Here is an 18,840-nt window from a genome sequence, read left to right as displayed (position 1 = left end):
AAAAGATGGTACGGCAAAGCGCCGCTGCTAGTCCACTATGCGATATGGCGGCAACGTTGGCCGCAAGCACGGTAGGCGCGGGCTTTCGGAAAAGCCGCACGAGCCAGCGACGAACCACTGCAAACGCGGCCGACGCCGCGCCTGGAACATTCATTGCGCGCGGTCGTGGCACGACGGCGTACGCACAAGGAGCGGCGACATGGGACTTTTAGTGGACGGACAATGGCAGGACCGCTGGTACGACACCAAGTCGACCGGCGGCCGTTTCGTGCGCAAGGACGCGGCGTTTCGCAACTGGGTGACGGCCGACGGCTCGCCCGGTCCGAGCGGCAGCGGCGGCTTCGAAGCGCAAGCGGGACGCTACCACCTGTATGTGAGCCTCGCCTGCCCGTGGGCGCATCGCACCTTGATCGTGCGGGCGCTCAAAGGCCTTGAAGCGATGATCGACGTCTCCGTCGTGCACTGGCTGATGCTGGAAAACGGCTGGACCTTCGCGGACGGCCCCGGCGTCGTGGCCGACAGCGTCAATCACGCGAAGCTGCTGCACCAGGTCTATACGGCCGCCGATCCTCACTACAGCGGCCGCGTCACGGTGCCGATCCTGTGGGACAAGCAACGGGCCACGATCGTCAGCAACGAATCGTCGGAAATCATTCGCATGCTGAATTCGGCGTTCGACGGCATCGGCGCCAAGCCCGGCGATTTTTATCCGCCGCCGTTGCGTCCGCAAATCGACGCGATCAACACGCGCGTCTACGACACGCTGAACAATGGTGTTTACAAAGCGGGCTTCGCCACCACGCAGCAGGCCTACGAAGAAGCCGTCACGCCGCTCTTCGAAACGCTCGACTGGCTCGACGCGCAACTCGCGACGCAACGCTATCTGACCGGCGCGCAACTCACCGAAGCCGATATCCGGTTGTTCACGAGGCTGATCCGCTTCGACGCTGTCTACGTCGGCCACTTCAAGTGCAATCTGCGCCGCATCGCCGATTACGTGAATCTGTCCGCCTACACGCGCGATATCTATCAGTTGCCCGGCATTGCGCAGACGGTCGATTTCACGCACATCAAGCGGCATTACTACGAGAGTCACCGGGGCATCAATCCGACCGGCGTCGTGCCGCTTGGTCCGGTTCAGGATTTCTCGGCGCCGCACGATCGGGCACGGCTCGGGGTGCAGGACACCACTGCCGCTATTCGCTCGCGACCGTATGCAGTCAGGGAATAGACATCATGCTGATCAACATCCTCGACGCCCACGGCGCGGCGGCCTAGACGCGCGTATTCACAGCGCGCCGCCGGTGGTCGCCGTTGCAGCTTCGAAAATATCACGCAGCCACTGCGCAAACACCCGCACCCGCGACGACAACTGACGGTTCTGCGGATAGAGCACGGACACCGGCATGGGCGGCGGCGGAAAGTCCGCAAGAATGATTTTCAGCCGCCCGGCCGCCAGTTCGGCCGCCACCCGGTATTGCGGCACCTGCACGATGCCGAGCCCCGCCAGCGCGGAGCCCGTATAGAGTTCGGTGCCGGTCACCGACACCGCAGACGGCAGGACCATCGCCACCTCGCGGCCCGCCACGCTGAATTCGAGCGGCACGGCCTTGCCGGTCGCGCTCGACACGTAATTGACGGCCCGATGCGTCGACAGCGCCGACGGCTCGGCCGGCTCGCCATATGCGGCGAGATACACCGGACTCGCGACCGTCACTTGCGGCAATTGCGCGACGCGCCGCCCCACCATCGACGAATCCTGCAGATTGCCCGCCCGCAGCACGCAGTCGACTCCCTCCCGCACCAGATCGACGAGCCGGTCGTCTTCGCCGATGGTCAGTTCGATATCGGGAAAGCGCGCGAGAAAGGCCGGCAGCGCCGGCACCACGAAGTGCCGCGCCAGCGTGCCCTGCAAGTTCACCCGCAACAAACCCTTCGGCGCGAGGTTCGAAAACGAGCCCTCGGCCTCCTCCATGTCGGCAATCAGACGCACGCAGCGGCGGTAGTACGCCTCGCCGTCGTGCGTGAGACGCACCGTGCGCGTGGTGCGCTCGAGCAGCCGCGCGCCGAGCCGCTGCTCCATGCGCTTCATCAGATTGGTCACAGTGGCGCGCGGAATCTGCAGGTCGTCCGAGGCGCGCGTGAAACTTTGCCGCTCGGCGATCCGTATGAAAACCCGCATTTCCTCGAAACGATCCATGGTCGATGCCTGTGGGTGGCTGTGGGTGGCTGTTTGTGACGCCTGTAGGGCGGTCCTTGCGTCAATTGTTAAAGCAAATGGAATGATGATGCCAAGTCTAACCCGATTATCTATGCGCGGAAAGCGTCCATGATTCACCTCACCCACCCAACAGACACAAGGAAACGAATCATGAACACGCCTAAAAACGCCCAGGTCGCTATCGTCACCGGCGCGTCCCGCGGCATCGGCGCAGCGGTCGCGCAACGTCTGGCCAAGGACGGCTTCGCGGTCGCGGTCAACTACGCATCCAGTTCGGCCGAAGCCGATGCGCTCGTCGCGGAACTCACGGCAGCCGGCGCCAAAGCCGTCGCGGTTAAGGCGGACGTGTCGAACGCCGACGACGTGCGCCGCATGTTCGAGATCACCGAACAGCAGCTCGGCAAGGTGGACGTGCTGGTCAACAACGCGGGCGTGCTCAAGACCGTGCCGCTCGCCGATACCAGCGACGCGCTCTACGACCAGACTTTCGACATCAACGTGCGCGGCACCTTCAACACCTTGCGCGAAGCCGCTGCGCGCATGAACGACGGCGGGCGCATCGTCAACTTTTCGAGCACCACACTGGCGCTGAACATGCCGGGCTATGCGATCTACAACGCGACCAAGGCGGCCGTCGAATCCTTCACACATGTATTCGCCAAGGAACTGCGCGGCCGCAACATCACCGTCAACGCCGTGGCGCCAGGTCCGATCGCGACGTCGCTATTCCTCGACGGCAAGACCGAAGAACAGATCCAGACCTTCGCGAAGATGCCGCCGCTGCAACGCCTCGGCCAACCGGACGATATTGCGTCGGTGGTGGCGTTCCTCGCCGGTCCGGACGCGGGTTGGGTCAACGGGCAGGTTCTGCGTGCGAACGGCGGTATTGCTTGACGCGCTCGGTGCACATCGCTGCGGGCAGGCTCTGACGAGCCGCCTCACTTTCATCGAATCGGAGAAGAAAAATGCAGAAGAAGATCATCCTCGTGACGGGCGCCGGTACGGGTATCGGCAAACTCAGCGCACAGTCGCTCGCCGAAGCGGGTCACATTGTCTACGCGACAATGCGCGACGTCGAAGGACGCAATAAGTCACGCGCCGATGAAATGCGCGCGCTTGCGAAAGCGAAGGACATCCAGTTGCATCCGCTTGAACTCGACGTGTTGTCGCAAGCATCGGCTGATGCCGCCGCCGCGACGGTCGTGCGCGAACAGGGACGGCTCGACGTGGTGATGCAAAACGCCGGCCATCTGGTGGTCGGCCCGAGCGAAGCCTTCACGCCCGAGGAATTGGTGAAGGTGTTCGACACCAACCTGTTCGGCGCGCAGCGCGTGAACCGCGCCGTGCTGCCCTATCTGCGCCAGCAGGAAGCCGGCTTGATGCTGTGGGTCAGCAGTTCGACGACCAAGGGCGGCTACCCTCCTTTCCTCGGTCCATACGGCGCCGCGAAGGCCGCAATGGATTCGCTGGCGGTTTCGCTCGCATATGAGATCGCGCGCTTCGGCATCGAGACCTCGATCGTGGTGCCGGGCGCGTTCACGCGCGGCACCGCTCACTTTCCGAGCGCGGGCAAGCCGGCCGATACCGAACGCGCCGCGGCCTACGCACGCTACGACGGCGTGATGGATCAGATCGGCCAGCGCCTGTCCGAACTGACGCCCGACGACGCCGATCCGCAAGCCGTGGCCGATGAAATCGTGCGGATCGTCGGCCTGCCTTCAGGCGGGCGGCCGATGCGTTCGGTGATCGACTTCGTCGGCGACGGCGCGCGCGAGGTGCTCGAAGTGTCGGAGCGTGTGCGCATCGAGTTCGCCAAGCGAATCGGTATGGGCGATTTGCTGGAAGCGCGGGTTCAACGTTGAACGTGACGTCAAGGCATACCGCCGTGAAAGCAATTTCGCTGATCGCATGCGCCGTTGTGCTGCCGGTTCTCATCGGCGCATGCGATGCCCAACCTCAACCGGCCGCCACTTCCATCACGACGAGGAGCACGACCATGAAACCCTCGGTTACGTACCTTCATTTGCTGAAGCACACGCCGTTCTTTACGGGCCTGACGACCGACCAACTGCGATGGGTGATCGCCCACTCGCATGAATGGGAAGCGCAGGCCGGTACGGTCGTCGCGCAATGCAACGACAGCGCGGCAACTGCCGAGGATCAGGCCATGTGGATTCTGCTGGACGGCGGCTGGCAAGTCGAAGTGAGTCCGCACGCTTTCCCGGCGGACCATGCTGGCGCGGGCAAGTGGTTCAGCGCGGCGGCGGCGTCCGGCACCGCGTGCCGCCTCGTCACCACCGAACACAGCTACGTGATGAAAATCGAACGAGCCGACTTCGATGCCATGCTCGCGCAAGGCTTTGCCTTCGGCACGCATCTCGACGCCGGCCGCCGCTACTACGGCCAACTGTTCGCCGCTCCAGCCGAACTCGCGAAATGAGTCCGAACCGGAGCACGTGACACGCAGCGCGCCTTGAGGCGAAAGCGCGCTTACACCGCCTTCGGATTGCGTTCCTCGAATCCTTCCTGATGCCAGTACGGATAAGCGGGACGCACGGCACTCGCCGCGTCGAGCTTCGCCACCTGCTCGGGCGTCAGATTCCAGCCCACCGCGCCGAGGTTCTGCCGCAGTTGTTCCTCGTTACGCGCACCGATCAGCACCGTCGATACCGTCGGCCGCTGCAGCAGCCAGTTCAGCGCGATCTGCGGCACGGTCTTGCCGGTTTCGGCCGCGATCTCGTCGATCGCATCGAGCACACGGAACAGATACTCGTCCGGCACCGGCGGCCCCATGTCGGCGGTTTTATGCAGGCGGCTCGAATCGGGCAGCGGCTGGCCGCGCTTGATCTTGCCCGTGAGACGCCCCCACCCGAGCGGACTCCACACCACCGCGCCCACGCCCTGATCGACGCCGAGCGGCATCAACTCCCACTCGTAATCGCGTCCGACCAGCGAGTAGTAGGTCTGATTCGCGACGTAGCGCGGATAGCCGTAGCGATCCGCCACGTCCTGCGACTTCATCAGGTGCCAGCCGGAGAAATTCGACACGCCGGTGTAGCGGATCTTGCCGGCGCGCACGAGATCGTCGAGCGTGGACATGACTTCGGCGATCGGCGTTCTGGCGTCGAAGCCGTGCAACTGGAACAGATCGATGTAATCGGTTTGCAAGCGCTTGAGCGCCGCGTCCACGGCCTGAATCAGATGGAAGCGCGACGAGCCGACGCTGTTCGGTCCATCGTCGAAACGGAAGGTCGCCTTGGTCGAGATGATCGCTTTGTCGCGCTTGCCCTTGAGCGCTTCGCCGAGCACCGATTCGGACGCGCCGCTCGAATAGATGTCCGCGCTGTCGAACATGGTGACGCCCGAATCGAAGCAGATGTCGAGCAGACGCCGCGCCTCGGCGACGTCGGTCGCGCCCCACGCCTGGAAAAACTCGCCCTTGCCGCCGAATGTGCCCGTGCCGAAACTCAGCACCGGCACCTTGAAACCGGATGCACCCAGATGTCTGTATTCCATTGATCAATCTCCGTGGCTTAGCCGTCCATAAACGGACATTCAGTCTACGCGCGTCCGCGCAAACGCGTCGGCCAGCGCGCAGGGAACGTGGCGGGTGCGAACGGGATCGTTATCGTGAATGCGCCACGTCCGTAGCCAATGCGCTCAGCGCGTCACGCGCGGCTTGCATCACACTGTCCCAATCGCCGAGCGCCGGTTGCCGGAACAAGCGGGCGCGCGGATACCACGGCGTATCGGTACGCTCTAGCATCCAGCGCCAACAGGTGTCGAAGCGGTTCAAAATCCAGACCGGCTTGTCGAGCGCGCCGGCCAGATGCGCGGTGGACGTGTCCACGGAAATCACCAGATCGAGGTTCGCCACCAACGCTGCGGTGTCGGCGAAGTCGCTGAGTTCTTCTGTGTAATCGATCACGCGTTCGCCCCACTCGCTGCTTTCGAATTGCTGTGCCGCCGGTCCTTTTTGCAGGCTGAAGAACTGCACGTCCGATACCTCGAGAAGCGGCGCGAGTTGTGCGAAAGCGATCGAACGGCGTGCATCGTTCTTGCGAAGCTCCGCGACATGCGGCCGGTTTCCGCCCGCCCACACGAGTCCGACTTTCAGGCGGCCGTCTGCTTGCGCGTGAATCCGATCGTGCCATTGGCGAGCCACTTCGGCGCTTGCGATGAGATAAGGCGTTGTCGATGGAATGCTGTCGAGGCCAGTCTTGAATGCGAGCGGCAGACTCAGCAACGGACAGTGGCAATCGAACGGCGGCAGCGTTTGGCCGGCTTCGATCAATTGGTCCACGCCATCGAGCGTGGCCATGAGACGCATCAACTCGGGCGGCACTTCGAGCGCGACCTTGGCGCCGAGTTTCGACACCAGCGCGGCGTAGCGGCAAAACTGCAGCGTGTCGCCGAGGCCCTGCTCCGCGTGCAACAGAATGGTCTTGCCGTCGATCGAAAAATCGCCCAACCAAAGGGGTTGCGCAAAACTGCGCCGACTTGCCTTGATGCGGCTGCGCTCCCAGCGCCATTCATATTTTTGCCAGCCGGCCTCGAGCTGTCCCATTTGCAGCAGGCACAGCGATTCATTCCAATGTGTTTCCGCAGCATCTGGATTCACGGCCAACGCGCGTTCGTAACTCGACAGCGCTTGCGCGTGCTGATTGAGGTCGATCTGCGTCAGGCCGAGATTGTTCCAGGCATCGGCGAATGCCGGGGCCAATTCGAGCGCGCGACGGTAGCAGCGTTCCGCTTCTTCCGGCTGGTTCAGGTCACTAAACGCGTTGCCGCGATTGCTCCACGCATCCGGATAATTCGGTTGCAGCGCGAGCGCGTGGTCGCAGCTTGCGAGCGCATCAGCGGGACGGCCCAGATCGCGCAGCACACACGCGCGGTTGTTCCAGGCCGGCGCGAAATCCGGCATCAGGGCAATCGCGCGATCGAAACTGCCGAGCGCATCGAGCGGCCGATTCAGGCCGGCTTGCGCATTGCCGCGATTGTTCAGTGCGTCGGGAAATTTGGGCTGCAAGGCCAGCGCGCGCTCGGCACACGCGAGGGCTTCGTCGAATCGCTGCAAGGCGTTCAACGCATAGGCCAGATTCGAATGAAGCGGCGCCTGTTTCCCGTTGATGGCAAGCGCTTTTCTGAGTAACTCGACGCCCTCTTGCAGGCGGCCCGCTTGCAGCGTCAGCGCGCCCAGCAATTGCAGCGCGTCGAAATGACGGGGCTTGAGTTCGAGAATCTCGCGATAGAGTTCCTCGGCCTCGGCGAATGCGCCGTTGCGTTGAAGCGCGACGGCTTGCTGAAGCATAGAGTCCAACTGTTGCGGCAGATTGGCAGGCTTGCTCATGCGGAGAGCTTTGGTCGAATGCGAGTGAAAGTGGTGGGAGCTTTCGAGGTTCGCGCATCACGCAAGATGAATCGCAAACGATGTATCGCGCGAGACCCTGCGCGTAGCGGACTCGAAAGAGCGAAGCCGATTATCGCCGAAAACCACGCATTCGAACGGCCGCGCGCCACGCCGCAACGTGACGCGCGTTAAACCGCTTACTGCGCGGTCGGCAGATGCTTACGCTTGGCGAGATCCTGCGCCATCGCGTAGTGTTCCTGGATGGTCGGCAATGCCCTCTTCGCCGCGTCCTTCAACTGTTCGTCGCGGCCCGAAGCGATTTCCGCCTGGAACGCCGACAGCGCTTTCTGTTCGCCGGCGAGCGCGACCTGCTCGATATAGGCCTTGTCGAAGTCGGCGCCACGCAGGTTGTTGATGCTCGCGAGCACCGCTGCGTCGGGGTCGTTCTTCGGCACGTCGACGCCGCGCGGGCTCGCCGCGCGCAGCGAATCGGATATTTTCGCGTTGTCGGCGGAGACGCGCTCGGCGAACGCCTTGACGTCGCGATCGGTCGAGCGCGAGGTCGCGATGCGGGCGGCGTCGCGTTGCGTGGCGACGGCCTTGGTGCCGTCCGCGATGAACGTCTGGTCGGCGGCATGCAGACGGCCGGCGTCGGCCGTAGCCGCTGCCGGTGCTGCCGGCGTTGTTTGAGCGTTGGCCGCGCCGGCGACGACGAGCAGGCCAGCCATGCAGGCGCTGGTGATAGTGGCGAGAGGCAAGCGGATCATACGTTCTCCTTGAGGTGGAAGCGAAACAACAGCGATGCGTGTGCGCCTCAGGCTCCTGCCGACTGTGCGGTTACCTTGCGGTCAGCTTGCGAGCCACTGACGGCGCCACGCTTTTATCGCTGTGAATTCTAGAAGGCGCGCTGTGCGCCATGTGATACGACGCTGTCGCTTCTGTAACCTTAGGTAACCTTCATATGAATGCCTTGACAGGGCTGGATTGCGGCCGTTGCGCTTACACCCCTTCCCGCCCTCAATATCGGCTGCGCGTTAACCAGAGCATGCGAGGAAAACGGCGTCGAATCGCTGAACTTTCCGTCCGCCGCGCCGATAACAGAAAGGTAGGGCGCGCGCCAGAATCGAACGCAACGGTTGCATGGCGCATCACACGCAATCCTGGAGAGATTCGATGGCAGTAGAAAACCGCGCGAACGATGAACGCAGCAACCTGACGAGCTCCAACAAGTTCGAGTTGTTGCTGTACCGCTTGGGCGCCGTGCCCGGCAGCGACGCGCATGAGCTTTATGGCATCAACGTCTTCAAGGTGCGGGAAATCTCGACCATGCCGACGGTTACGCCGATCGCCGGTTCGTCGCCGTTTGTGATGGGCGCGGTGGATATTCGCGGGCAGATCATTCCCGTGATCGATTTGCCGCGGCTGATGGGGTGTCAGCCGACGCGCGGGCTGAATATTTTGCTGGTGACGGAGTTTGCTCGGTCGACGCAGGCGTTCGCGGTTGAAGAGGTCGACGATATCGTGCGGCTGGAGTGGAATCAGGTTTTGTCCGCCGAAGGTGCGGCTGGGGGCAATCTGGTTACTAGCATTGCGCGGATCGATGGGAATACAGGTGATTCGCGCTTGGCCCAGGTGATCGATGTCGAGCAGGTGTTGCGGGATGTGTTTCCGTCACAGCATCCTAGTGTGGATCCGACTTCCGTTGGGGAAGCGTTGGGGATTCGGCGTGGGGCGAAGATTCTTGCTGCTGATGATTCGGGGTTTGCTCGGAAGCTCATTGAGCAGGCTTTGAGTGCTATTGGCGCGGATTATGTCATGACCAAGACTGGGGAAGAGGCCTGGAATACGTTGCAGCAGGTTGCGCGCGAGGCGCAGGCTAATGGGACTCGTGTCAAGGATAGTATCGCCCTTGTTTTGACTGATCTTGAGATGCCTGAGATGGATGGGTTTATGCTCACTCGGCAAATTAAGGCTGATGAGCGGACTCGCGATATTCCGGTCATTATTCATTCTTCTCTTACCGGGGCGGCTAATGAGGCGCATGTGAAGAATGCCGGGGCTAATGGGTATGTGGCGAAGTTCGCTGCATCGGAGTTGGCGGATGCTATTCGGAATGCTATTGGGGTTGTGCCTTCTGTTGTTGCTGCTTGAGTTGGGGTTTTTTTCTGTTGCTTCTTGTTGGTTTGTTGGCCTTTCCTTGAATTCGCGGTGGTCTATTAGTGTTGCCCCTGTGCGGGGCGGCACCTACTTTCTTTGCTTGCCGCAAAGAAAGTAGGCAAAGAAAGCGGCTTCACACCGCTAGCCTTTAAGCGGATCCCCCGCGCAGCTACGGTAGTGGCGCATCTGGAATCTGTGCTCTCGCCCAGTCCGCGTTCGTGACACAGCAGTCATTCTTCCGGCGGCGCTGCGCGCGCCGTTGCGGTCGTTCATCGAGTGGCGGCTTCCGGTGCGCGTTGGAGCGCGACCGAATAGGTTATTCGGCTCGTTGGGATGCCCATTGTGTTCAACATCTTCGGTGCGTGAAACGACGCGAGTTTCGCTCGTTGTTCCAGTGTTCCGATGTCTAGCAACGCAAGCAGTTCCGCGACCACCGCGTACAGTATGCCGACGTTGCCGTCCTCGATTTTTACGGCGATGCCCAGTGCGCCTTGCGCGCCCGCCCTCTTCGTCTGCTCCGATGTTCGTACGCCTATCGCGTAGCTGCCGTCCGCGCCCACCTTGCCGACCAGCGCGCCGTCGAAGGCTTGCATCAACTGCGTGCAGAAGCGCCCCTCGCCCGCTACCCATTCCGGATACGTTGTCATCGCGCGGTAGATTCGGGCGAGCGCCGTCGTGCGCGATGTGATGGACTGCGCTTGCGACGATACCTCGTCCTCCGCGGCGGCTAGCTTCGCGAACAGGCGTGCGAGGCGGTCTAGCGGAAACGCAGGGGTCGGTAGATTGCAGCCGTCTGTCGCCCATTGCACCGCGTCGTCGGGCAAATCGCAGACGTCCGCGACCGTGTGTTTTACTCGCACCTGCAACGGATGGTCGGGTCGCTCGTAGCCCGCTATCGCTGCCCCAATCGATTGCGCGCCGGCCAGCATGCCCGCGTGTTTGCCGGAGCAGTTGCTGCATACGGCGCCCGGCTTGAAGTCGCGTTTGAGCCAGTCGATGTAGACGGCGTCGGATAGCGGTGGGTGGCCGCCGCAGCGCAAGTCGGCTTCGCTCGCCTGCGCCTTGGCCAACATCTGTCGCGTGCGTTCGATGTGGCGCGCCTCACTGCTGTGCGAGCCGCACATCAGCGCAAGGTCAGCTTCGTCGAAGCCGAAACGGTCCAGCGCGCCGGTTTCCAACACCGCCAACGCTTGTGCGGGCTTCGCTGCGGAACGTGCGAGCGTCATACGCGATGGATCGCCGAACGATGCCAACAGGCGGCCGCTCGCGTCGACCACCGCGACGTGCGCCAGATGCGTGTTCTCAATCGAAGCGCCGCGATAGACAGTCGCCGCAATCGGTCCGGTTTCGCGCAAGCTCATGCTGTTCTCCTCGTGATCGATCGAATCGCTGGGACTGCATTGAATCATGGATTACGCGGGCGATTCTACTTTCGTCTCGCGTGCGGTGGCTCTCAGGCGGTATCGAGCGTGTCGTGAAGATGCTCGACGAGGTAGTCGATCAATGCCCTCACCTTCGGCGGCAAGAAACGATTCGGCGGATAGAGCAGCCACACCGAGCCGACGTAGGCGCGTGCTTCGAGATTCCAGTCCGGCAGGACCTGCACGAGTTCGCCGCTCTGCAGTGATTCCGAGGCCGCGAATTCCGGTACACACGCAATGCCGAAGTCCTGCAGCGCGGCTTCGAGCCGCGCGCCGGCATGATTGGCGATGTAGCGGCCCTTCACGTCGACGCTCTGTGTCTCCGTGCCGCGGCGAAAGCGCCAGCGGTTGTCGTCGGTAGTCTCGCCGAGGTAGATGCAGGCGTGCTTCTGCAATTCGCGTGGCTGCGCCGGTGTGCCGCGTTCGCGCAAATATGCTGGCGACGCCACCAGCAGCCAGCGCACCGCGCCCAACCGGCGCCCCGCGAGTCCCTGCGGCGGATGCTCGGTCAGGCGGATCACCAGATCGACATCGTCCGCGAGTGGGTCGACGTCGTGGTCGGTGAAGAGGAGTTGCAGGTCGACTTCGTCGTAAGCGTGCAGGAAGCCGGGAATGAGCGGGTGTATCACGGACTTCGCGAACTGGGTCGGCGCGCTCACGCTCACCTTGCCTTGCGGTCTGCCGGCCAATTGCCCGGCGGCGTCCACCGCGCCCGACGCTGCGCTCACCATGTCGCGACAGAATCGCGCCACCTGGGCACCCGATTCCGTCACCCGTACCGTGCGCGTGGAACGCTCCAGCAGACGGGTCGCCAGGGCGTCTTCGAGACGCTTGATCTGACGGCTGACCGTGGACGGCGTGCTGCCGAGTTGCCGCGCCGCCACCGAGAAATTGCCGGCGTCGACGACGCGCGCGAAAACCGCCATGTCCGGTAGCAACGCGAAAAGCTCGGTTGGGGTCATCGTTCCGGGTCCGTGAGTGCGGGCAGGCTATTAATGCATTTGCGACATAAGCGCTGTGCGCCAAGACCCGATTATCACGCCTGGCGCAAAGTTCGACAATACGGTCTCGTTAGCTCGAGGTCCGGCCATGTCGAAACAAGAACGCCTGCTCATGTTGTCCGATCTGATGCTGCTCGCCGTCGCCGTCGTGTGGGGCACCAGCTACGGCGTGGTCAAAAGCGCCTTGGTGTTTTATCCGGTGCTCGGTTTGCTCGCGCTGCGCTTCGGTATCACTTTCGTGATCCTGTCGCCCGCCCTGCGCCACCTGCGCGCCGCCGATGGTCGCACGCTGCGCGGCGTGCTGATCGCCGGCGCGCTGCTTCTCGGCATCTTCCTGTGCGAAACCTTCGGCATCCTGATGACGCGCGCCGCCAACGCCGCGTTTCTAATCAGCTTGTGCGTGGTGCTGACGCCCATCGTCGAATGGTTGTTGCTCAAGCGCAAGCCGAGCCGTGTCGAATGGCTGGCGGTGGCGCTTTCACTGCTGGGCGCATGGCTGCTCGCCGGCGACGGCGCGCTGAGCCTCAATCCCGGCGACGCGCTGATTCTGCTCGCCGCCCTGCTGCGCGCGTTGACGGTGTGCGTGACCAAACGCGTGATGCGTGATTCGGCCCTGCCGCCGCTCTCGGTGACAGCGGTTCAGTCAGGCGTGGTGGCATTCGGCAGCGCGGCGGCCGCCTGGCTGTTTGCGCCACAGCAGTGGCAGCCCTTGCCCTCGATTGCGGGACATGCGGCGTTCTGGGGCTATGTCGGCTATCTGGTGATCGCTTGCACGCTGTTCGCGTTCTTCGCGCAGAACTTCGCGATCAAACGCAGCAGCCCGACACGCGTCTCGCTGCTGATGGGCAGCGAACCGGCGTTCGGGGCGTTGTTTGCCTGCATCTGGCTGGGTGAACGGATTTCGGTGACCGCGTGGGTCGGCGGCGCATTGATCGTCGCGGCATCGATTCTGGCGACGGTGCGATGGACCGCGCTGCGTGTGAGTGCCGCGCAGGCCTGACGCAACGTCTTGCGTCGATCAATGGCTCGGCGCCAGTTCCTCTTCGCGCTCCAGCGAGCGCGTGCGCCGGAGTTCGGGGAAGAAGCGCATCCATAGCAAGGCGACCGCGATGGTCGCTACGCCGCCCACCAGCACGGCGGGTCGCGCGCCCCACCACCCCGCCGACACGCCGGATTCGAATTCGCCCAATTGATTCGACGTCCCGATGAAAAGCGAATTGACTGCACTGACGCGCCCCAGCATTTCATCCGGCGTGCGCAGTTGCACGAGCGACAGACGCACGACCACGCTGATGGTGTCGGAAGCACCGAGCACCATCAGCGCGAGAAGCGACACGAGAAATTGATGCGACAGACCGAACACGACCGTGGCCGCGCCGAACGCGATCACGCCGCCGAACATCGCCGCACCGGGCCGGTTGCGCAGCGGGAAATGCGCGAGCCAGATGGTGCCCGCGAGCGCGCCGATGGCGGTGCCGGAGCGCAACAGTCCGAGACCGAGCGGGCCCGTGTGCAGCATATCGCGTGCGAAGACCGGCAATAGCGCGGTCGTGCCGCCGAATAGCACGGCGAACAGATCGAGCGACAACGCGCCGAGAATCACCGGTTCCTTGCGAATGAAGGCAATGCCCGAGAACACCGATTCAAGCGTGACGGGCGCGCGGTTCGCCGGCTTCGTCTGTAGCGAGATGCCCCACACGGCCGTTGCCGCGGCCGCGAACGACAGCGTGCAGGCGAGATAGGTCGCGCCGGGGCCGATGCCATAGAGCAGACCGCCCAACGCCGGGCCTGCGATCTGCGCGGTCTGATTCGCGGAAGTGGCCCATGCGGTTGCTTTGGGCAACTGCCCGCGCGGCACGACGCCCGGCAACAGCGAAGCCACCGCGGGCGATTCGAAGGCGCGCGCCGCGCCGACGCATGCGGCCAGCACATAGATCACGGGCGCGCTGATCCATCCGCCGAAGGTGCCGAAAGCGAATAACAATGCAGCGACGCTTTCGAGGCTTTGGCAGATGGCCGCGATGCGGCGGCGGTCGTAGCGGTCGGCGACGTGTCCAACGACGAGCGTTAGCACGAACATCGGTAGAAATTGCGCGAGGCCGACGAGGCCGAGCGCGAAGGCGCTATGCGTGAGCGCGTAGATGTGCCAGCCCATTGCCACCGCGAGCATCTGGAACGACAGCGAGGAGAGGATGCGGGTGCACCAGAAACGCTGAAATGCGGGGTGTTTCGGCAAACTAACGGATGAGGAACCGGGTGGCTCGGCGGGCGCTGGAGGCATGGAGTTCTTGCTCTTGACTGGGGGGCTTGGGCGGCCGCTAGTTTAGAGCAAGATGATTTGTTTTGGTTTACCGCCTCGTGCGGCCGGTCTCGCCGCCATACATCAAGTGGCACCCCGCCTTCACGCCAGCACCGCTGGACGCGCCCGGGTGAATCGGGATTCGACGAGCAGATAAGAAAGGCTGCCGAGCACCGCCGTCATCACGACGCCGGCCAATACCGCGACAAGATAGGCAAGCCTGATGTCCGTGAAGTTGTGTTGCGCCACCAGCACGATGGTGGGATAAAAAGGCACGTGCCAGATGTATAGGCTATAGCTTGCGCGTCCTATTGCAGTAAGCGGCTTGAATTCCAGCGCACGCACGATTACCGAGCGCGGCGGGGAATGAATGACCCGGTAAATCATCAACGCGACGGACACCGCTAACAGCGTGTATCCGAACGTCTGAAGCCACGCCAAGGTCTTGAACGGGACATCCGAACAGGCCAACGCAATCCAGACCGCCATGAAAATCACCGCGCCGAGCACGCCCGCCGCTGCGGACTGCCTGGAACGAAGATGGGCAGGCACCAGTGCCAACAAACAACCTACTGCAATCGAGTCGATCCGGCAAAGCGTGAAAGTATAGATACCGTTGTCGGAAACCCCGGCAAAATGGCACACCACCCTGAACGCTATCGCCACCAGCAACAGCGCCACAGCCGGGCGAAAGTACGAATGGAAACGGGCAACGAGAATCGGGAAGACGAGATAAAAATGCCATTCCACAGCGAGCGTCCAGAAATGCGCCATGGTGAAGTGTTGATCGGCCAGCGCAACCCGGTCGCCGAACAGCGATTGCAGACTGGCCGTGAATGTCCATAGCAAATACTCGTTTCTCAGGACTTTGGTATGCGGATCGATGAGCAGCGCGACAAGCGTGAATATCAGCAGGCTCGCGACGTAGGCCGGCAGCAACCGAATTGCCCGGCGCCGAATGAACTTGGAATATGACGCGATTGAATTGACGGGCCGCTTCAATAGCGTTGTGGTGATGAGAAAGCCCGAGATCACGAAAAACACGTCCACGCCTATCCAGCCGGTCGACGCAATACGCACGATGACGGACCAAACGCCGCCCAGTCCGGAAAGGCGACTGGAAAAATAGCTCGTGTAATGAAACAGGACGACCAGCATCATCGAAATGGCACGGAGTCCATCGAGGCCGGTTACGTAGCGCAAAGAACTTGCGTCGCGGATGCTGTGTGTTTCCATCCGCGCATTTTACAGATTACAGAATACCCGCGGCTGCAAGATTCAGAAACGAGCGTAGTCGAGTCGAAATCGAGCCAGACAGGCGAGCGCCGCAAGCGGACGAAACTGAAGCGCTGGTCCTCTGCTTCGCACTACGACAGCAGACGTCCCACGCGCCGCACCACACGATGCAGCCGCGAAGGCACGGCGCGAACCTGAAGCAATGCCGCAGGCTGGTCCGGCGGCAACGGTGCGGCGGCCGCTTCCATGCGCGCCCAACTGGCGCATGCGAATTCGACATCGGCGCACTGCTGCATGTGAACCAGAAACTCGAGTTCGTTTCTTGCGGTGTCGAAGAAGTTCGCGCACGACATGCTCAGCAGGCCGTTTTCGACGAGCAGGCGGCAAATCCGCGCAAACGTGGCTGGCGTGAACACCCAGACGTGCACGTCATGATAATTGCCGTTGGCAAAAGCATCCTGGGCAGCGGCCATGCCCTCCGCGAACGTATGCGCCGGCCGTCCACCGGACGCGAGGCCGGCCCAGATCGCCCCTGCATTCACGTCGTAACGCACATTCACGACATGGTCGAGGATGGCCTGCGGCTGAGGAATGCGTGCCTGCACGATATGAGCGCTCAATACGTCGCTGATGCGCGACTCCTCCCGCATCAGATCGAAAGTAAAGCGCTTGTCGGGCACCGCGAGACGCAGTTGGCCATCCGGTCTGAGGATCGCGCCGATCTCGGCAAACCAGCCGACCAGATCGGGCACATGTTCGACCACATGGGATGCGATCACGTAGTCGACGGATTTGCCACCTAGCGCTTCGGAGAGCGATTGCTTGCCCCAGACGGCGTCGACGTCGACGAGCGCGCCGATGTCGACGTTCGGATCATGTTTATATTTTTCGCGCAGAGCGTCGGTGCTGGCGTGGTCGATGTAATAGACCGTACCGTCCGATCGTGTCACCACCGGCCGGCAGAGTGCGCCGATTTCCGCACCAATTGCAGTAGACAGATTCAGTCCAGATAGCAGATTGACCTTGCGATCCATTGCGCGATCTCCGGGGTGGTTCCGCGGAAGTCTACCGCATCGAAGGTCCGTTGGATTGCGCGTTGCGCTATTGGGTTCGACGTGCGGATACGGCGCGAAGAGCCCAGTTTGACGCTCGGGCGGCAAGCCAAAACAAAAAGCCGCTGAATCCTTACGGATTCAACGGCTTATCATTCGTTCCTGGCGGAGAGAGGGGGATTCTCCGAATTCACCCTCCAATCCCCTGTCAGACTTGATAAGTATGGGAAAGGTGGTAACGTATGGTTCTCATGGAGGAACCGAAAGTTTACGCGCTCAGGTAAACCGCTGTCACGCCTTGTCACTCCGCTCAGCTATTTGCTCCCCTCGAAATACTCCCGATATTGTGCCAGCACCGTCCAGAAAGCATCGCGAAGCCACACCTCTGTTCCATCGACGTCCAGAATGAGAAATTCGGTTCCCAGTGAATCGCCCGCCCTAGCCACTCCAGCGAAAAGGCCTCTCCTACGCTTTTTCGTGTAGGCGGGGCGTTTCTTATTGTTCAGCTCGTGATGTTTTGCGTTGTTTGCTGCGCTGATGACAGCTTGAAATTCCTCCAACGCGTATATCTTCAGCACCAGCTCTTCTTCAGGAGAGCGGTCCTCAGCCCCCTTCGCCTCAATGTCCTTCTTCCCCCGGTCTGAGCTGCCATCCTTCGAGAGCCAATCCAAGAGATGAAACAGTGTGACCGAAACCAAATACGCATTTACTGGCGTCTGGGCGTGGTAGAACTGGTCGTATTGTTGGCATGCGAGCTGAAAAAGATCACGGGCTGTGAGGTCAAAGAAGCCCTCCACTGGATATGTCTGCTCCATCGCTCAAGCCTCCGTGGTCGCAACTTTTTCGCGCAGCCGCATGATGGTCTGGCGGCTCGTATCGAAGTCACGCGCCAGCGCCGCCACGGCATCCCCCTGGGCCAGCCTACGGGATACTTCCACCTGTTGTTCGCTGCTCAGCGCTGATGGCCTACCAAACTGCTTGCCCTCTGCCTTGGCTCGGCTGATGCCTGCGTTGGTCCGCTCAATCAGCAGGTCCCGTTCAAATTCAGCCACTGCGTTAAGAACCTGCATGGTCATCCGCCCAGCCGCGCTGGTCAGGTCAACACCGCCCAATGCAAGGCAGTGCACCTTCACGCCCAGTTCACTCAGCGCCTCAATTGTTGCGCGCACATCCCTTGCATTGCGGCCCAGCCGGTCAAGCTTAGTCACCACAAGGATGTCTCCCGATTCCATGCGGTCCATCAGGCGGGTAAAGCCAGGGCGCTCAGAAGCAGCCACCGAACCACTGAAAGACTCCTCAACAATGCGGCGCTTGTCGATGGAGAAGCCAGCCCGCTCAATCTCCAGGCGTTGGTTCTCAGTGGTCTGGTCCATTGTGGACACGCGGCAGTAGGCAAAGACACGGGACATATCGGACACCTGTACGAAATAGATGTACGAATCTTAGAGCATGTCCGAAAAGTTTACAAGCATATTTTCGTACACCCGCTCCAAGCCCTGTACGAAACCGAACGCTTTTGGACATTCAAGTTGACGCAGAGCCTACCGACAACCAATTACCGGGTGGATGAGCGCAGTGTGCCCCGCCCTATACGAAAACAAACAGACTCCACTTGGGGATAGCGATGCGGAGAGTAGCTGCAATAACGGCGATGGCGCTGTTCATCGCGTGTGGCACGGCCAAAGCACAAGAGTTGCCTAGCGATACAGACCTCAGAGCAGCCTATTGCCTGACGCTCGCCAACACCGATATCGTTATGTATCGGCAAGCCCTGAGCGATGACCAGGCAAAGCCCACGATGGCCGTACAGGGTGTGCGGATGGTTCAACAGCTACTCGCTAGCAGCCAAGAGCGGGCTGGGAGGCTTCAGCGATATCTACTGCCCCGCCTAGGCCATCTGGACCCGCTCCCGATTGCCACGGCTAATTCCCAAGCGAAGCAGGACCAAACAAGCGTCATAGCCTCGACTGATAGATGCATTGCAGCCTGTAATGGAGCTCCTGATGTCTCAGCATGTATGCGAACTTGCGGAGGCGATGCACTCATTCATGTCCAGAGATGCAACCAGCTTGATTGGCTGCCGTACTGATTCCGCTAACAAGA

17 protein-coding genes are annotated in these 18,840 nt (G+C 61.8%); 6 read left to right on the top strand and 11 right to left on the bottom strand.

The window, feature by feature from the left end:
• Positions 1-199 precede the first annotated feature (199 nt).
• Positions 200-1,231, top strand: coding sequence for a glutathione S-transferase family protein (locus P0D80_RS00300; RefSeq protein WP_408280099.1), 1,032 nt, complete (start codon positions 200-202; stop codon positions 1,229-1,231).
• Between the two features lie 57 nt (positions 1,232-1,288).
• Here the strand turns inward: P0D80_RS00300 and P0D80_RS00295 are convergent, their stop codons facing one another.
• Positions 1,289-2,200, bottom strand: coding sequence for a LysR family transcriptional regulator (locus P0D80_RS00295; protein WP_408182647.1), 912 nt, complete (start codon positions 2,198-2,200; stop codon positions 1,289-1,291).
• A 171-nt stretch (positions 2,201-2,371) separates the two neighbouring features.
• Between P0D80_RS00295 and P0D80_RS00290 the strand changes: the two genes are divergently transcribed.
• The 3 genes from P0D80_RS00290 (at position 2,372) to P0D80_RS00280 (ending at position 4,661) form a co-directional block, all read left to right on the top strand.
• Positions 2,372-3,115, top strand: a complete 744-nt coding sequence (locus P0D80_RS00290; protein ID WP_408280096.1) for an SDR family oxidoreductase — start codon at positions 2,372-2,374, stop codon at positions 3,113-3,115.
• Positions 3,116-3,186: 71 nt separating this feature from the next.
• Entirely contained in the window at positions 3,187-4,083 is an 897-nt protein-coding gene (locus P0D80_RS00285; protein ID WP_408280092.1) for an SDR family oxidoreductase, read from the top strand.
• 134 nt (positions 4,084-4,217) lie between these two features.
• The gene (locus P0D80_RS00280; protein ID WP_408280088.1) at positions 4,218-4,661 is read left to right on the top strand and encodes a cyclic nucleotide-binding domain-containing protein; all 444 of its coding nucleotides are present in this window, start codon (positions 4,218-4,220) and stop codon (positions 4,659-4,661) included.
• A 50-nt stretch (positions 4,662-4,711) separates the two neighbouring features.
• Here P0D80_RS00280 and P0D80_RS00275 read toward each other — a convergent pair whose 3' ends face one another.
• The 3 genes from P0D80_RS00275 to P0D80_RS00265 form a co-directional block, all read right to left on the bottom strand.
• Complete coding sequence (locus P0D80_RS00275) at positions 4,712-5,737, bottom strand: aldo/keto reductase (RefSeq protein WP_132375157.1); 1,026 nt, start codon at positions 5,735-5,737, stop codon at positions 4,712-4,714.
• A 109-nt stretch (positions 5,738-5,846) separates the two neighbouring features.
• On the bottom strand, positions 5,847-7,571 hold the full coding sequence (locus tag P0D80_RS00270) for a tetratricopeptide repeat protein (protein ID WP_408280085.1): 1,725 nt from the start codon (positions 7,569-7,571) through the stop codon (positions 5,847-5,849).
• A gap of 197 nt (positions 7,572-7,768) precedes the next feature.
• Positions 7,769-8,338, bottom strand: a complete 570-nt coding sequence (locus P0D80_RS00265) for a DUF4142 domain-containing protein (protein WP_408182656.1) — start codon at positions 8,336-8,338, stop codon at positions 7,769-7,771.
• Between the two features lie 406 nt (positions 8,339-8,744).
• Between P0D80_RS00265 and P0D80_RS00260 the strand changes: the two genes are divergently transcribed.
• Positions 8,745-9,722, top strand: coding sequence for a chemotaxis protein (locus P0D80_RS00260; protein ID WP_132375160.1), 978 nt, complete (start codon positions 8,745-8,747; stop codon positions 9,720-9,722).
• A 275-nt stretch (positions 9,723-9,997) separates the two neighbouring features.
• On the opposite strand, the gene P0D80_RS00255 is transcribed toward P0D80_RS00260, so the two are convergent.
• Both P0D80_RS00255 and P0D80_RS00250 read right to left on the bottom strand, forming a co-directional pair.
• On the bottom strand, positions 9,998-11,089 hold the full coding sequence (locus tag P0D80_RS00255) for an asparaginase (protein WP_408280081.1): 1,092 nt from the start codon (positions 11,087-11,089) through the stop codon (positions 9,998-10,000).
• Between the two features lie 92 nt (positions 11,090-11,181).
• The gene (locus P0D80_RS00250; protein WP_408280078.1) at positions 11,182-12,111 is read right to left on the bottom strand and encodes a LysR family transcriptional regulator; all 930 of its coding nucleotides are present in this window, start codon (positions 12,109-12,111) and stop codon (positions 11,182-11,184) included.
• Positions 12,112-12,238: 127 nt separating this feature from the next.
• On the opposite strand from P0D80_RS00250, the gene P0D80_RS00245 reads away from it, so the two are divergent.
• Complete coding sequence (locus P0D80_RS00245; protein ID WP_408182066.1) at positions 12,239-13,150, top strand: DMT family transporter; 912 nt, start codon at positions 12,239-12,241, stop codon at positions 13,148-13,150.
• A gap of 18 nt (positions 13,151-13,168) precedes the next feature.
• Here P0D80_RS00245 and P0D80_RS00240 read toward each other — a convergent pair whose 3' ends face one another.
• The 5 genes from P0D80_RS00240 to P0D80_RS00220 form a co-directional block, all read right to left on the bottom strand.
• The gene (locus P0D80_RS00240) at positions 13,169-14,431 is read right to left on the bottom strand and encodes an MFS transporter (RefSeq protein WP_408280071.1); all 1,263 of its coding nucleotides are present in this window, start codon (positions 14,429-14,431) and stop codon (positions 13,169-13,171) included.
• Between the two features lie 120 nt (positions 14,432-14,551).
• A complete protein-coding gene (locus tag P0D80_RS00235) occupies positions 14,552-15,685 on the bottom strand; it encodes an acyltransferase family protein (RefSeq protein WP_408182069.1) in 1,134 nt (377 codons plus the stop codon).
• A 131-nt stretch (positions 15,686-15,816) separates the two neighbouring features.
• A complete protein-coding gene (locus tag P0D80_RS00230; RefSeq protein ID WP_408280067.1) occupies positions 15,817-16,719 on the bottom strand; it encodes a methyltransferase domain-containing protein in 903 nt (300 codons plus the stop codon).
• A 332-nt stretch (positions 16,720-17,051) separates the two neighbouring features.
• The gene (locus P0D80_RS00225) at positions 17,052-17,552 is read right to left on the bottom strand and encodes a hypothetical protein (RefSeq protein WP_408280065.1); all 501 of its coding nucleotides are present in this window, start codon (positions 17,550-17,552) and stop codon (positions 17,052-17,054) included.
• A gap of 3 nt (positions 17,553-17,555) precedes the next feature.
• On the bottom strand, positions 17,556-18,146 hold the full coding sequence (locus P0D80_RS00220) for a recombinase family protein (RefSeq protein ID WP_408280062.1): 591 nt from the start codon (positions 18,144-18,146) through the stop codon (positions 17,556-17,558).
• Positions 18,147-18,840: the final 694 nt, after the last annotated feature.

It is taken from the genome of Paraburkholderia sp. RL17-373-BIF-A, assembly GCF_046030175.1.
GTDB lineage: Bacteria > Pseudomonadota > Gammaproteobacteria > Burkholderiales > Burkholderiaceae > Paraburkholderia.
This window is presented reverse-complemented; position numbering and strand designations above follow the sequence as displayed.

Excerpts from the sequence above, each read along its gene's own strand:
- P0D80_RS00300 (WP_408280099.1), top strand. The coding sequence starts at position 200 with ATGGGACTTTTAGTGGACGGACAATGGCAGGACCGCTGGTACGACACC.
- P0D80_RS00295 (WP_408182647.1), bottom strand. The coding sequence starts at position 2,200 with ATGGATCGTTTCGAGGAAATGCGGGTTTTCATACGGATCGCCGAGCGG.
- P0D80_RS00290 (WP_408280096.1), top strand. The coding sequence starts at position 2,372 with ATGAACACGCCTAAAAACGCCCAGGTCGCTATCGTCACCGGCGCGTCC.
- P0D80_RS00285 (WP_408280092.1), top strand. The coding sequence starts at position 3,187 with ATGCAGAAGAAGATCATCCTCGTGACGGGCGCCGGTACGGGTATCGGC.
- P0D80_RS00280 (WP_408280088.1), top strand. The coding sequence starts at position 4,218 with ATGAAACCCTCGGTTACGTACCTTCATTTGCTGAAGCACACGCCGTTC.
- P0D80_RS00275 (WP_132375157.1), bottom strand. The coding sequence starts at position 5,737 with ATGGAATACAGACATCTGGGTGCATCCGGTTTCAAGGTGCCGGTGCTG.
- P0D80_RS00270 (WP_408280085.1), bottom strand. The coding sequence starts at position 7,571 with ATGAGCAAGCCTGCCAATCTGCCGCAACAGTTGGACTCTATGCTTCAG.
- P0D80_RS00265 (WP_408182656.1), bottom strand. The coding sequence starts at position 8,338 with ATGATCCGCTTGCCTCTCGCCACTATCACCAGCGCCTGCATGGCTGGC.
- P0D80_RS00260 (WP_132375160.1), top strand. The coding sequence starts at position 8,745 with ATGGCAGTAGAAAACCGCGCGAACGATGAACGCAGCAACCTGACGAGC.
- P0D80_RS00255 (WP_408280081.1), bottom strand. The coding sequence starts at position 11,089 with ATGAGCTTGCGCGAAACCGGACCGATTGCGGCGACTGTCTATCGCGGC.
- P0D80_RS00250 (WP_408280078.1), bottom strand. The coding sequence starts at position 12,111 with ATGACCCCAACCGAGCTTTTCGCGTTGCTACCGGACATGGCGGTTTTC.
- P0D80_RS00245 (WP_408182066.1), top strand. The coding sequence starts at position 12,239 with ATGTCGAAACAAGAACGCCTGCTCATGTTGTCCGATCTGATGCTGCTC.
- P0D80_RS00240 (WP_408280071.1), bottom strand. The coding sequence starts at position 14,431 with ATGCCTCCAGCGCCCGCCGAGCCACCCGGTTCCTCATCCGTTAGTTTG.
- P0D80_RS00235 (WP_408182069.1), bottom strand. The coding sequence starts at position 15,685 with ATGGAAACACACAGCATCCGCGACGCAAGTTCTTTGCGCTACGTAACC.
- P0D80_RS00230 (WP_408280067.1), bottom strand. The coding sequence starts at position 16,719 with ATGGATCGCAAGGTCAATCTGCTATCTGGACTGAATCTGTCTACTGCA.
- P0D80_RS00225 (WP_408280065.1), bottom strand. The coding sequence starts at position 17,552 with ATGGAGCAGACATATCCAGTGGAGGGCTTCTTTGACCTCACAGCCCGT.
- P0D80_RS00220 (WP_408280062.1), bottom strand. The coding sequence starts at position 18,146 with ATGTCCCGTGTCTTTGCCTACTGCCGCGTGTCCACAATGGACCAGACC.